The sequence below is a fragment of the Enterobacter cloacae complex sp. P29RS genome (assembly GCF_014893445.1).
In the GTDB taxonomy this organism is placed as follows: domain Bacteria; phylum Pseudomonadota; class Gammaproteobacteria; order Enterobacterales; family Enterobacteriaceae; genus Enterobacter; species Enterobacter intestinihominis.
This window is the reverse complement of sequence record NZ_JADBPZ010000017.1, coordinates 81,436-94,376: the sequence shown is the minus strand read 5'-3', so window position 1 is coordinate 94,376 and position 12,941 is coordinate 81,436. Positions and strand designations below refer to the sequence as shown.

At 57.7% G+C, this 12,941-nt stretch carries 12 protein-coding genes; 6 read left to right on the top strand and 6 right to left on the bottom strand.

Going from position 1 to position 12,941, the window contains the following annotated elements; all coding sequences use genetic code 11:
* Window positions 1-59: 59 nt before the first annotated feature.
* Genes IM282_RS14250 through yihU form a run of 6 tightly spaced genes read right to left on the bottom strand, consistent with a single transcriptional unit; the run spans window position 60 to window position 8,036 of the window.
* Window positions 60-1,484 carry an MFS transporter gene (locus IM282_RS14250; RefSeq protein WP_046621291.1) on the bottom strand — a complete coding sequence of 475 codons (1,425 nt, stop codon included), beginning with the start codon at window positions 1,482-1,484 and terminating at the stop codon, window positions 60-62.
* A 43-nt stretch (window positions 1,485-1,527) separates the two neighbouring features.
* Window positions 1,528-2,910 carry an MFS transporter gene (locus IM282_RS14245; RefSeq protein WP_022649848.1) on the bottom strand — a complete coding sequence of 461 codons (1,383 nt, stop codon included), beginning with the start codon at window positions 2,908-2,910 and terminating at the stop codon, window positions 1,528-1,530.
* 45 nt (window positions 2,911-2,955) lie between these two features.
* Window positions 2,956-4,980 carry an alpha-glucosidase gene (locus IM282_RS14240; protein WP_192970508.1) on the bottom strand — a complete coding sequence of 675 codons (2,025 nt, stop codon included), beginning with the start codon at window positions 4,978-4,980 and terminating at the stop codon, window positions 2,956-2,958.
* A gap of 16 nt (window positions 4,981-4,996) precedes the next feature.
* Complete coding sequence (gene yihS / locus IM282_RS14235) at window positions 4,997-6,238, bottom strand: sulfoquinovose isomerase (RefSeq protein ID WP_192970507.1); 1,242 nt, start codon at window positions 6,236-6,238, stop codon at window positions 4,997-4,999.
* Between the two features lie 14 nt (window positions 6,239-6,252).
* Window positions 6,253-7,128 (bottom strand): sulfofructosephosphate aldolase, encoded by an 876-nt coding sequence (gene yihT, locus IM282_RS14230; RefSeq protein ID WP_046621299.1) that lies wholly within the window; start codon window positions 7,126-7,128, stop codon window positions 6,253-6,255.
* Window positions 7,129-7,145: 17 nt separating this feature from the next.
* The gene (yihU, locus tag IM282_RS14225) at window positions 7,146-8,036 is read right to left on the bottom strand and encodes a sulfolactaldehyde 3-reductase (RefSeq protein ID WP_022649844.1); all 891 of its coding nucleotides are present in this window, start codon (window positions 8,034-8,036) and stop codon (window positions 7,146-7,148) included.
* A 155-nt stretch (window positions 8,037-8,191) separates the two neighbouring features.
* On the opposite strand from yihU, the gene IM282_RS14220 reads away from it, so the two are divergent.
* The 6 genes from IM282_RS14220 (at window position 8,192) to fabY (ending at window position 12,936) form a co-directional block, all read left to right on the top strand.
* Window positions 8,192-9,088 (top strand): sugar kinase, encoded by an 897-nt coding sequence (locus IM282_RS14220; protein ID WP_048966000.1) that lies wholly within the window; start codon window positions 8,192-8,194, stop codon window positions 9,086-9,088.
* Window positions 9,089-9,122: 34 nt separating this feature from the next.
* The gene (locus IM282_RS14215; protein WP_154850591.1) at window positions 9,123-9,923 is read left to right on the top strand and encodes a DeoR/GlpR family DNA-binding transcription regulator; all 801 of its coding nucleotides are present in this window, start codon (window positions 9,123-9,125) and stop codon (window positions 9,921-9,923) included.
* Between the two features lie 118 nt (window positions 9,924-10,041).
* On the top strand, window positions 10,042-10,641 hold the full coding sequence (yihX, locus tag IM282_RS14210) for a glucose-1-phosphatase (RefSeq protein WP_003861947.1): 600 nt from the start codon (window positions 10,042-10,044) through the stop codon (window positions 10,639-10,641).
* Entirely contained in the window at window positions 10,635-11,516 is an 882-nt protein-coding gene (locus tag IM282_RS14205) for a virulence factor BrkB family protein (protein ID WP_023298923.1), read from the top strand. Before yihX ends, IM282_RS14205 begins: the two co-directional genes overlap by 7 nt.
* Window positions 11,513-11,950, top strand: a complete 438-nt coding sequence (dtd, locus tag IM282_RS14200) for a D-aminoacyl-tRNA deacylase (protein ID WP_063150747.1) — start codon at window positions 11,513-11,515, stop codon at window positions 11,948-11,950. The genes IM282_RS14205 and dtd overlap by 4 nt, the downstream gene beginning before the upstream one ends.
* A gap of 44 nt (window positions 11,951-11,994) precedes the next feature.
* On the top strand, window positions 11,995-12,936 hold the full coding sequence (fabY, locus tag IM282_RS14195; RefSeq protein ID WP_022649838.1) for a fatty acid biosynthesis protein FabY: 942 nt from the start codon (window positions 11,995-11,997) through the stop codon (window positions 12,934-12,936).
* The last annotated feature ends 5 nt before the right edge of the window (window positions 12,937-12,941 follow it).

Below are 12,941 nucleotides of genomic sequence, written 5' to 3'. Positions count from 1 at the left end.
CAGGTACAGAAAGGCCTCCCTCCTGATTAACAGGAAGGACATATTGGCCGGATTTATAGTTATAAAGTGACTGCTGACGCTTTATTGTTGGTGGTTATCTCAGGGGTATTTGCTGTCTGTTTTTTCCGTTTTCCAATCTCCTCGATAATAAAGGCGAAGCGCGCTTCGTTGAGTTTATAAAACAGCCCCATGGTCACGGCAGCAACGATCGCCAGGCCGCACGGCCAGAGGAAAATCAGCTGACGCAAACCCAGCAGCGTGCCCGCGCTCTGCACGGCATGAGGAACGTAGCCAATCTGGGTCAGCATGATACCGGGCAGAAAACCGGCGAGCGCCGCGGAGATTTTGCGCGAGAAGGTATAGCCGGTATACACCGACCCTTCGGCGCGAATCCCGGTTTTCCACTCGCCGTAATCAACCGTATCCGGCACCAGCGCCCAGTTCAGGCTGTTCACAAACGCCGTGCCGAAGAAGGCCATGCAGGAAAAGAGCACGAACAGCAGGGAGCTGGTTCCCCAGAAGAAATTCAGCACGTCGCCCACCGCCCACAGCGCCAGCCCGCCCAGATAGACCGGTTTCTTGCCAAAGCGCTTTACCGCGCCAGGCACCAGAAACACGCCAATCAGAATGCAGCCCATACTGAAAAAGCCCATCCACGACAGGAGATGCAGATCGTTCAGCACGTACTGGGTGTAGTAGACCTGAATCGCCAGCTTGATGTTAAACGCGGCGAGGGTACAGAGGTTGGCGATGCACAGCACCAGCAGCGGCGGATTGCGGAAAATTGCGCAGAATGATTTCAGAATGCCGGGCTTATGGTGATCGGGCGTAAGCTCGACGTAGCGCTCTTTCACCCCGCTGTAGCACCACCACATGCAGAACAGCCCCCCGGTGACGAACACCAGCGCGGCCACCAGATAGCCGATTGAGGGCTGGCTGACGAACAGAGCCTGAATCGGCATAAAGCCGACGGTGCAGAGCAACAGTCCTACCGTTGCGCCGCCCTGACGCCACGCCGCAAGCTGCGCGCGCTCGTTCGGGTTTTTGGTGATGGCCGGAACCATTGCACCGTAGGCGCAGTTCATCAGGCTGTAGCAGAGGCCAAACATCATGAAGAGCACGGTGGCGAGGGCCGTTTTCACCGTCAGGCTAAAGTCGTTGGCCATAAACTGCGCCGTGGCCACCAGCGCCACCGGGACGGAGGCGTAGAGAATGAATGGCCGGAATTTCCCCCGCGCGCCGATATTACGCCGGGAGTCCAGCAGCACCCCGGTCAGCATGTCGGTAAACGCGGTAAAGAACTTGGCGACCAGAAAAATGATGCCGCCGTAGAACGCGGGCATGCCCAGCTCGTCCGTGTAAAACTTCAGCAGATACAGCGTGCCAATACAGAGCATCAGGTTCGAGCCAAAATCGCCCATCCCGTAGGCGCACTTCTCTCGCAGGCTCAATTTCAGGGTTAACGGATCAGTATTGTGTGTCATGGTCGATCCTCAAAGCGCCCCGCAGGGCGCTCAATCACGTCATTTATGCCGTACGTTTGCGCAGCTCAATTTCTTCCACGATGCGCACATACATCTTCTCGTTGAGGTTGTAGAAGCAGCCCATCGCCACGATGGTGATGACCGCCAGCAGGCTCGGGTAGATAAATATCAGCTGCCGCAGCCCTTCAACCGTGCCGGCGGATTGCACCACGTTGGGCACATAGCCAATCTGCGTAAGCATGATCCCCGGGAAGAAGCCCGCCAGCGCCTGCGATACCTTGCGGAAGAAGGTAAAGCCGGTATAGACCGTCCCCTCGGAGCGTACGCCGGTGCGCCACTCGCCGTACTCCACGGTATCGGAGACCAGCGCCCAGTTCAGGCTGTTCACGAACGCGGAACCGAAAAACGCCAGGCAGGAGAACGCCACAAAGCTCACCGAGCCGCCGCCGAAGAAGTAGTTAAGCAGATCGCCTGCCACCCAAATTGCCAGCCCGCTGATATAGACCTTTTTCTTACCAAAGCGCCGCACCGCGCCAGGCATCATAAAGACGCCGATAAAAATACAGCCCATGCTGAAGAAGCCCATGTACGACAGCAGGATCGGGTCGTTCAGCACGTACTGCGTGTAGTAGACCTGAATGGCGAGTTTGACGTTAAAGGCACCCAGCGTGCACAGGTTAGCGATGCACAGGATAAACAGCGGACGGTTCCCGGCGATGGCGCGAAACGACTGCAACAGCCCCGGTTTCTGCGCCGGGTTAGCAGGTTGCGTCTCAACGTAACGCTCGGTTACGCCCTTATAGCACCACCACATAAAGAACAACCCGAACAGCGAGAAGAGGGTGGCGGCAAAGATGTAGCCAAGCTGGTCATTGCCCTCAATGAGGTTCATCACCGGGACAAAGCCCACCGTACAGAGCAGCAGGCCGAGCGTGGCGCCGCCCTGACGCCAGGCCGCCAGCGAGGCTCGCTCGTCCGGGTTTTTGGTAATGGCGGGCACCATCGCGCCGTAAGAGCAGTTCATCATGCTGAAGAACAGGCCGTACAGCATGAACAGCACCGTTGCCATCACCGTTTTGCCGGTCATCTCAAACGGTGTGCCGACGAAGTTGGCAATCGCCAGCAGCGTCACAGGGAAGGCTGCATACAGCACGAACGGGCGGAATTTCCCTTTCGGGCCAATCTTGCGCCGGGAGTCGAGCATGATCCCGGTGCCCATATCGGTGAAGGCGGTAAAAAACTTCGCAATCAGGAAGATAATCCCCCCGTAGGTACCGGGCAGTCCCAGCACGTCGGTGTAGAACTTCAGCAGATACAGCGTGCCGATATCCAGCAGGATGTTAGAGCCGAGATCGCCCATCCCGTAGGCGAGTTTTTCTTTAAACGGCAGGCGCAGGGTTGCCGGGTCAGAAGTATGTTGACTCATTATTGTTCTCCGTCTGCCCGCAGGTTTCCCCGCGGGCGAGCCTTATCAGATATGACGTAAGGTGCTAAACAGATCTGCCCATTCGCTTTGCTGGCGATAGAAGACCGGCGGTTTGCCGAGCGGGGCATCAACGGTGATGTCACCGCCCTGGCAGGTTTCCCCCGTCCACGCATTGACCCAGCTGTCCTGCGGCAGATAGAGCGACCAGTCGCGGCGTCCCTCTTCATGAACCGGGGCCACCAGCAGATCGCGGCCAAACAGGTACTGGTATTTCAGCGTGTAGGCGCGCGCGTCGTCCTCGTAGTGCAGGAACAGCGGACGCATCACCGGCAGGCCGCTTTTCGCGTTCTGCGCAACCGCAGCTTTGATGTACGGCTTCAGAGTGGTGAACACGGTGGTCATGCGCGCGAAGTGCGCGATGGTTTCGGCGTCGCCGTCGAACTGCCAGTTGTCGCCAGGGCGATTGCCCTCGTGGGTACGCATCATCGGCGTAAAGGCGCTGAAGTCGCACCAGCGCAGCAGCAGCTCTTTGCTGCGCTTCATCTCGAACAGCGTCGTATAGCCGCCAATGTCGCTGTGGTGCAGCCCGTGCCCGGTCATCGCCAGAGACAGCGCCGCCGGTACGACGGACGCCAGACCATCGTCCAGGCTCCAGTCGACGTTCTGATCCCCCGCCCACATCATCACCGAGTGCTTCTGGCTGCCGGTGTAGCCCGCGCGCATGAAGAACAGGATCTCCCCGAGCTTGCCGGTCTCCTCCAGTGCTTCGTAGTTACATTTCGCCCACAGGGCAGGCCAGGCGTTATGCATGATCTCCGCGCTAACGCCGTTGTGCAGGAAGGTATCGGTCGGCAGATATTCCCCGAAATCGGCCATCCAGCCGCCGCAGCCCAGTTCGATCAGGTTCTTTTTGATGACCTCTTTGTACCAGCCGTAGGCTGCCGGGTTGGTCAGGTCGATAACGCCCGCGTAGAATTCGCCGAACTCAACGTGGTAATCCTCGCCGTTGGCGTTTTTGGTCAGATAGCCGCGTTTCGCCGCCTCTTCGCAGAGATCTTTATCGCTGGCGACGTACGGGTTGATATAGGAGAGGAACTGCACGCCTTCCTGTTTCCACTGCGCAATCCGCTCATCAAGCTGCGGATAGAGCGCGCTGTTCCACTTCCAGTTCCACATCACGCGTTTGCCGAAGGAGGTCATCCGGATGCCGGACCAGTCCTGCGCCCAGATGCCGTTCACCTTCACGCCGCCCTCGCGCATGGCGTCGAGCTTCTGCTGACACACCTCGGTGCCACCCTGAATACCCAGCGTCACGCCGTCGTAAACCCAGTCCGGCAGTTCAGGCTGACGCCCCAGCAGGCCGGTCAGTTTTTCCAGCAGATCGACGTAGGTTTCTGCGCATTCGAAGCGCAGCGTGGCGTTATCTTCCCAGAACGCCAGCTCGTGGAAGTCCGGCGCGCTGAAGTCGAAGTTCATATAACAGCTGTTATCCACGTGGCAGTAGTACTTCTGGGTGCTCACGAAGGTAGGCTGCGGGAAGAAGGTCCAGTAGTAATCGCCGCCCGCGTTCTCTTTGCAGTCGGCCTGCCAGGTGACATAGGTCTGCTTATTGCGGCCCACGCCCTGCTCGCTGGTCCACAGCGGAAACGGCTTGCCGCGCAGATCGAAATACGAGAACTGCTCGCCGCAGCCGTAAATATGATCGTCAGGCTGAGCTGCCAGCCGCAGCCAGATGCGGTTATGGCTGGCGGCGTCATTTTTCAGCTTCAGCTCCAGACGGCCTTCAGCATCTACGCTCACCAGCAGTGTCGCGCTCACCGCGTCGCCGCGGGTAAAGCGGATTGCCCAGCCCGTGCTTTGCTGCGTAACGGTCGCGTTCGTCAGGGCAATCTTTTCGTTGAGCTTGTCTTTGATGCTGAAGTTGCCGCGAAACATCTCGATATCCGCCTCACCTGCGCCGATCCACAGGCAAGGGGCATCCGCAGAGTGGGATAAAATCAGACGGTCCTGCCAGCGCAGGGTAAAACCACTTTCGTTATTTTTCAGGTCAATATTGTGTAGGGTACGCATAAAAACTCCGTCTTTATTATTTGGCCAGGCTATCCAGTAATCCGGCGGCTACGGCAGGCGCTAAGCCCGGCGCCAGCGGCAGGCGGGGGATCACCAGGCAGTGCAGCAGATGGTAAATATCCTGCTTGCCGTCCCAGACTTTGGTGGTCACTTCGTTATTGGTGTCCAGCTCCTGCCACCATGAACCGTTTTCGTAATCCATCAGGTACTTGATGCAGTAATCCCACCACTTCTGATACCAGGCTTCGTACTGCGCCTCACCGGTGACGGTGTAGAGCGTGTAAGCCGTACCCATCGCTTCGACGATTGGCCAGCGCACGCGTTCGCGGACGATAGGTTTACCGTCCCAGCCCACGGAGTAGACAAAGCCATCGGCCCCGTCGGGTGCCCAGGCGTCCCGGATGGTGGCGTGGAACAGTCCTTTCGCATCTTCCAGCAGCCATTCCGGCGGGGTTTCAAAGCGGGCTTCCAGCGCGGCGCGCAGGTGCAGCATCAGGCGACCCCACTCAATCCAGTGCCCCGGCGTGCCGCCGTAGGCGCGGAAGCGGTGGGCGGGGTTATCGATGTTGTAGTCGCGGATCGGGTTCCAGTTGGTGTCGAAATGCTCGTTAACGCGGTACTCCCCTTTGCGCGCCACGTCGTGAATAATCACCGAGGCGATGCGCAGGGCGCGGTCGAGCCATTTACGGTCGTGGGTCACGTCATAAACGATCAGGAAGGCTTCCACGGCGTGCATGTTGACGTTACCGCCGCGGTAATCTTCCGTTTTGCTGAAGGCTTCATCCCAGGACTCCAGGCACATCTGCTCCTGTTCGCTCCAGAAGTAGCGCTCAATCACCTCGATGGCGTCGTCCAGCAACTTGCGTGCCTGCGGATGGCCGGTGGTGACGGCGCTCGCCGCGCCCAGCAGGACGAAGAAATGCTGATAGCCCTGCTTGGAGGCATCAATTACGCCTTCATCGTTTACGCAGGCGTACCAGCCGCCGTGCTGTTTGTCGCGCAGCGGACCGTTCAGGGCATTAATGCCGTGCTCAACCAGGGCGTACGCACCAGGACGTCCCATGTTCGCCGCCACCGCGTACACGTGCAGCATGCGGGCTGTGATCCACAGATGGGTGCCCATATCGCTACGCACCTGCCCGTTATTGCCCAGCCAGCCAAAGCCGGTCGGTACGGCGGCGTTTTTACCGAAATCGAGAATGCGGTCGGTCTCTTGTTCGAGCCAGCGGTTATGGCTCAGGGTATTAAACCATTTCATGTTCGGATCCTTTCTTAACGGCGAGCCATCATTTCGTCGACGATCTCACCCAGACGCTGAAGTTTTGGTACGGAAATATCACGCAGCATCAACTCGGTGTCCGGCAGGCCAATCACAGAGGACCAGACGGCGCGACCGGCTAAAAAGCCCGATGCCCCCGCCTGCATCGCCACGCTCACCGCGCGCGGGAATAACTTATCGTCCACGCCGGAGGAGAGGATCACCCACGGCATGGCGATGTTCTCGTTCAGCTTCTGCGAGGCCGTCAATAGCTCGTGCTGCGTGCCCTTACCAAACAGCGGCATTTCCACTTTGTAGAGGTCGGCACCGCTGTCGCCCAGCTCTTTGGCCGCATCGATAATCGCCTGCTCGCGGTCAAACGCGGCGCCGCGGCGCGGTGGACGCACAACCGGCTCGATAATGCTCAACAGACCGTTATCGTGGCACAGCGTATTGAACGCTTTCACCATCTCCAGGCGCTGCTGCGGATCTTCATCGCTGCGCCACAGCACCAGCAGCTTCAGCGCCTTGCCGCCGTCGCGTTTGACCGCCTGCGCGTCAATGCTCTTGTCGATCACCACGCTGTCGACCGGAATACCGTTCCCTGGAATAAACTCGTCGGCTGCCACAATCATCGCGCAGCTTTTGGCCACGGCCCGCTGCTCGACAATCTGGCGATAGCAGAACTGCTGGTCGACGAGAATGGCAGAGGCGTACGGCGACAGAATTTTTGCCGCGTTGACTTTAAAATCCGTCAGGTGCTCGTCGGTTACCGGTACCGGCGCGCCTGCCGCCGCAAACATCAGGCGCATCGCTTCGCGCTGATCCACGGCCAGCATCGCAAAACCGCCGGAAGGTCGGGTGATATCTTTCAGGGTGTACATCGTCATTCCTCAGTCCTTTCGTATCAGTGTGATTTTTTCAGCCCGGCAGATGCGCGAACCTGTTCAAGAATGGCTGTCCAGTCTTCGCGCCCGCGCCCGGCGGCGCGTGCCTGGTTGTAAACTTCGCGGGAAGCCGCGCCCAGCGGCATTGGGACATGCAGCTGGTTGGCCACGTCGAGGGCGATCCCCAGATCCTTATGCGCAAGGTCGATCATGAAGGCGGGTGAAAGATCCCCTTTCAGCACCTTGTTCGGCCATGACGTGGTGAAGTGGCCTTTGCCCGCAGGTGTGCCGCTCATCACCTTGAGCGCCACGTCAAAGGAGAGGCCAAGCGCTTCGCACAGTACGGCGGCCTCGGCGGAAAGGGCGTTCAGGGCGATGCTCATGTAGTTATTGATGAGCTTCACGCGGATGCCCATTCCCGGCCCGCCGGCGTTAATCAGTTCATTACCCATCGCCATTAAGACGGGGGTGGCGCGCTCAACCTGCTCTGCCGTGCCGCCTGCCAGCAGGAGTAGCGTACCGGCGATGGCATGATCAGAGGTGCGCCCGACGGGCACGTCCATCAGGCTGAAGCCTTGCTCAGCCATGTCGCGGATCAGCGCGTCGGTTTGCAGCGGGTGAATGGTGGACATATCAATGACCAGCGCGTCGCGGGACAACCCTTCGCACACGCCGTGCTCGCCGAACAGCACGCTGCGCACCAGGTCGCCGTTTGGCAGCATAGTGATCACGAATTCGGCATCCGTTGCTGCCTGTGCGGGCGTTGCCGCCGCCCGGGCGCCGCTCTCTACCAGCGCCTGAACCGCCTGCGGGTTCACATCAAAAACGTTAAGCTGGTGGCCCTGTTTCAACAGATTCTTCGCCATGGGCGCGCCCATCTGTCCTAAACCGATAAATGCGATTGCTGACATGCCTCTCTCCTGTCACATCGTGTCAATTTTTGCGCGTTTGTGGTGTCTGTTTTTGATCGTATTTGTAATTTATAGTCAAAAAATTGACATGGGTCACTTTTTAAACATTTGGTGAAATTAAAATGAAGGCATCAGAAATCGCAGAAGGAATCACCATGACTCGCATCGTTTGTGTCGGCATTACCGTGCTGGATCGCATCTGGTATCTCGATGATTTACCAAAAGAAGGTGGGAAATATGTCGCAAAAGACTACACGGAAGTGGGCGGCGGCCCGGCGGCAACGGCGGCAGTGGCAGCCGCGAAACTGGGCGCGGAAGTGGATTTTATTGGTCGGGTGGGGGACGACGATACCGGCAGACGGTTGCTTGCGGAGCTGGAATCCCTGGGGGTGAACACCCGCTATACGCGCGTAGTTAAGGGGGCCCGATCGTCGCAATCGGCGGTGCTGGTGGACGCAGGTGGGGAAAGAGTGATTGCCAACTACCCCAGCCCCGATCTGCCCGCCGAGGCAGGCTGGCTGCATGAAATCGACTTCTCTCAGTGGGACATTGTCTTAGCCGACGTGCGCTGGCATGACGGGGCAAAACAGGCATTTACCCTGGCCCGTCAGCAGGGCGTTCCGACGTTGCTGGATGCGGATGTTACCCCGCAGGATATCGCGGAGCTGATCGCCTTAAGCGATCACTCGGCCTTCTCTGCGCCGGGACTGCGGCGTTTAACGCAGTTGGATGAAACAGAAGACGCATTAAAAAAAGCACAAATGCTCACAAATGGACATGTGTATGTCACGCAGGGGCGAGACGGCTGTTTCTGGCTGGAAAACGGCGCGCTATGTCATCAGCCTGGATTTGAAGTGAAGGTCATTGATACCACCGGCGCGGGCGACGTGTTCCACGGTGCGCTGGCGGTCAGCCTGGGGCAGAAATTGCCCGCCGCAGACGCCGTGCGTTTTGCCAGCGCCGTCGCAGCACTGAAATGCACAAAGCCCGGCGGGCGCGCGGGTATACCCGACTGTGATCAAACCCGCTCTTTTTTGTCACTTTTTGTATAAAATGCGGGGCGTGATGGTTTTCAGAGGACAGCCCATGAGCCTTACCGAACTGACCGGCAACCCGCGTCACGATCAGCTGCTGACGCTGATTGCCGATCGCGGCTATATGAACATTGATGAACTGGCGCAGCTGCTGGATGTGTCGACGCAAACCGTGCGCCGGGATATCCGTAAGCTCAGCGAGCAGGGGCTGATCACCCGTCATCACGGCGGTGCGGGCAGGGCATCCAGCGTGGTCAATACGGCGTTCGAACAGCGTGAAGTTTCGCTTACCGAAGAGAAACGGGCGATTGCCGAAGCGATTGCGGACTATATCCCGGATGGCTCGACCATCTTTATCACTATCGGGACGACCGTGGAGCACGTTGCCCGGGCACTGCTTAATCATAATCATCTGCGCATCATCACCAACAGCCTGCGGGTGGCGCACATTCTTTATAAGAACCCGCGTTTTGAGGTGATGTTACCTGGCGGTACGCTGCGCCCGCATAACGGCGGCATTATCGGGCCTGCGGCAACGGCGTTTGTGTCTGGCTTCCGGGCGGACTACCTCGTGACCAGCGTGGGGGCGATAGAGCACGACGGCGCGATGATGGAATTTGACGTTAACGAAGCCAGCGTGGTGAAAACCATGATTGCCCACTCCCGTCACATTTTACTGGCGGCCGATCATACGAAATACCACGCCTCCGCGGCGGTTGAAATTGGCAACGTGGCGCAGGCGACGGCACTGTTCACCGATGAGCTGCCCGGCCCGGCGCTGCAAAGTCACCTAAAATCCAGCAAGGTTGAGGTTGTCGAAGTGAATTCCGGAGAAGAGCAGCAGGCTGGCTGATCGTCTTATGGCCCGATATTGCGATTCGGGCCTTTCCTTTCTCTAAGCTGAATCTGGCGCATAGCTAAACTTTCTCTTTCCCGCTACAGTTACTTTTCCACGGCGAAAGGAGATAAACATGCTTTATATCTTTGACTTAGGAAATGTAATCGTCGATATCGATTTTAACCGGGTGCTGGGCGCATGGAGCGATTTTAGCCGTGTTCCGCTGGCGACGTTAAAGCAGAATTTCGCGATGGGTGAGACTTTCCATTTGCACGAGCGCGGTGAGATCAGCGACGAAGCGTTCGCAGAGCGTTTCTGTCAGGAAATGGGTCTCTCGTTAAGTTACGAGCAATTTTCCCATGGCTGGCAGGCTATATTTGTCGCGATCCGCCCCGAAGTGATCGACATCATGCACAAGCTGCGCGAGCAGGGGCATCGCGTTGTCGTGCTGTCTAATACCAACCGCCTGCATACCACCTTCTGGCCGGATGAATACCCGGAAATTCACGCGGCGGCAGATAAAGTGTATCTCTCCCAGGAGATGGGGATGCGTAAACCTGAGGCGCGCATCTATCAGGCGGTATTGCAGGAAGAAGGATTCACGGCAGCGGATGCGGTCTTTTTTGACGACAACGCCGATAATATAGAAGGGGCTAATCAGTTAGGTATCACCTCCATTCTGGTGACCGGAAAAGAGACGATACCGAACTACTTTGCGAAGCAGTTATGCTAAAAACCGTTCATCAAAAAGCCAATCACCACACGCGCCCGCTGAGGGCGTGGCTGAAACTCCTCTGGCATCGCATTGATGAGGACAACATGACCACGCTGGCGGGCAATCTCGCTTACGTGTCCTTGCTTTCGCTGGTTCCGCTGGTGGCGGTGATTTTTGCGCTTTTTTCGGCTTTTCCGATGTTTGCCGATGTGAGCATGCAGCTTCGCCATTTTGTTTTCGCAAACTTTATTCCTGCCACCGGCGATGTGATCCAGAACTACATTGAACAGTTTGTCGCTAACTCCAGCAAGATGACGGCGGTGGGGGCGTGTGGGCTTATTGTTACCGCGCTGCTGCTGATGTACTCCATCGACAGTGCGCTCAACACTATCTGGCGGAGCAAAAAAGTCCGCCCAAAGGTCTATTCCTTTGCCGTCTACTGGATGATTTTAACCCTCGGCCCCTTGCTGGCGGGGGCGAGCCTGGCGATCAGCTCCTACCTTCTTTCGCTGCGCTGGGCGAGCGATTTAAACAGCGTGATCGATAACGTGCTGCGCATCTTCCCGCTGATTTTATCGTGGCTTTCGTTCTGGCTGCTTTATAGCGTGGTGCCAACTACGCGCGTACCCAACCGTGATGCCGTGGTGGGTGCGCTGGTCGCGGCGTTGCTCTTTGAGTTGGGCAAGAAAGGATTCGCGCTTTATATCACCATGTTCCCCTCTTATCAGCTGATTTACGGCGTACTGGCGGTGATCCCCATTTTGTTTGTCTGGGTCTACTGGACGTGGTGCATCGTCTTGCTTGGCGCCGAAATAACTGTCACTCTCGGGGTCTACCGCGAACTTAAAAAAGCAGCAGAAGCTGAAAAACAACAAGAAGCAGACCAACCATGATTGCATTGATTCAGCGCGTAACCCGTGCCAGCGTCACCGTGGCGCATGAGGTGACGGGTGAAATCGGCCCAGGACTTTTGGTGCTCCTGGGTGTCGAAAAGGATGACGACGAACAAAAAGCCAACCGCTTGTGTGAGCGCGTGCTGGGCTACCGCATTTTCAGCGATGCGGAAGGCAAGATGAACCTGAACGTTCAGCAGGCGGGCGGCAGCGTGCTGGTGGTGTCCCAGTTTACGCTGGCTGCGGATACCGAACGCGGCATGCGGCCGAGTTTTTCGAAGGGCGCGGCACCGGATCGCGCAGAAGCCCTTTACGAGTACTTTGTTGAGCGCTGTCGCCAACAGGACATGAATACACAAACCGGACGATTCGCTGCGGATATGCAGGTTTCGCTGGTGAACGATGGCCCCGTCACATTCTGGCTCCAGGTATGAGCCAACTGGCGGCCTGGCCGCGGGTAACAAGAGAGAGTACAGCTATGTATCACCTTCGAGTACCGCAAACGGAAGAAGAGTTAGAGGTTTATTACCATTTCCGCTGGGAAATGCTGCGCAAGCCACTGCATCAACCTAAAGGGTCTGAACGCGACGCCTGGGACGCGATGGCGCACCACCAGATGGTGGTTGATGAAGAGGGCAATCTGGTTGCCGTGGGGCGTCTGTATATCAATGCCGACAACGAAGCTTCAATCCGCTTTATGGCCGTTCACCCCTCCGTGCAGGACAAAGGCCTCGGAACGCTGATGGCAATGACGCTGGAATCCGTCGCCCGTCAGGAAGGGGTCAAGCGCGTCACCTGTAGCGCCCGTGAAGATGCCGTTGAGTTCTTTGCCAAGCTTGGTTTCGTGAATCAGGGGGAAATCACCGCCCCGCAAACTACGCCGATTCGTCACTTTTTGATGATCAAACCCATCGCCACCCTGGACGATATTCTCCATCGTGCCGACTGGTGCGGGCAGCTCCAGCAGGCGTGGTATCAGCACATTCCGCTCAGTGAAAAAATGGGCGTGCGTATTCAGCAATATACCGGGCAAAAATTTATTACCACCATGCCGGAAACCGGCAACCAGAACCCACACCATACCCTGTTTGCCGGTAGCCTGTTTTCACTCGCCACGCTCACCGGCTGGGGACTGATCTGGCTGATGCTGCGCGAACGTCATCTCGGCGGCACCATTATTCTGGCCGATGCCCATATCCGCTACAGCGCGCCGATCAGCGGCAAGCCGAGCGCGGTAGCTGACCTGGGTGCACTGGGCGGCGATCTCGACCGTCTGGCGCGTGGGCGTAAAGCACGCGTACAAATGCAGGTTGAGCTGTTCGGCGATGAAACGCCGGGCGCGGTGTTTGAAGGCACCTATATCGTTCTGCCTGCGAAGCCGTATGGCGCGTATGAAGAGGGCGGGAACGAGGAGGAGTAGCAGTC

Bases quoted from the DNA above. Each gene is read 5' to 3' on its own strand.
- IM282_RS14250 (WP_046621291.1), bottom strand. From the start codon at position 1,484: ATGACACACAATACTGATCCGTTAACCCTGAAATTGAGCCTGCGAGAG.
- IM282_RS14245 (WP_022649848.1), bottom strand. From the start codon at position 2,910: ATGAGTCAACATACTTCTGACCCGGCAACCCTGCGCCTGCCGTTTAAA.
- IM282_RS14240 (WP_192970508.1), bottom strand. From the start codon at position 4,980: ATGCGTACCCTACACAATATTGACCTGAAAAATAACGAAAGTGGTTTT.
- yihS (WP_192970507.1), bottom strand. From the start codon at position 6,238: ATGAAATGGTTTAATACCCTGAGCCATAACCGCTGGCTCGAACAAGAG.
- yihT (WP_046621299.1), bottom strand. From the start codon at position 7,128: ATGACGATGTACACCCTGAAAGATATCACCCGACCTTCCGGCGGTTTT.
- yihU (WP_022649844.1), bottom strand. From the start codon at position 8,036: ATGTCAGCAATCGCATTTATCGGTTTAGGACAGATGGGCGCGCCCATG.
- IM282_RS14220 (WP_048966000.1), top strand. From the start codon at position 8,192: ATGACTCGCATCGTTTGTGTCGGCATTACCGTGCTGGATCGCATCTGG.
- IM282_RS14215 (WP_154850591.1), top strand. From the start codon at position 9,123: ATGAGCCTTACCGAACTGACCGGCAACCCGCGTCACGATCAGCTGCTG.
- yihX (WP_003861947.1), top strand. From the start codon at position 10,042: ATGCTTTATATCTTTGACTTAGGAAATGTAATCGTCGATATCGATTTT.
- IM282_RS14205 (WP_023298923.1), top strand. From the start codon at position 10,635: ATGCTAAAAACCGTTCATCAAAAAGCCAATCACCACACGCGCCCGCTG.
- dtd (WP_063150747.1), top strand. From the start codon at position 11,513: ATGATTGCATTGATTCAGCGCGTAACCCGTGCCAGCGTCACCGTGGCG.
- fabY (WP_022649838.1), top strand. From the start codon at position 11,995: ATGTATCACCTTCGAGTACCGCAAACGGAAGAAGAGTTAGAGGTTTAT.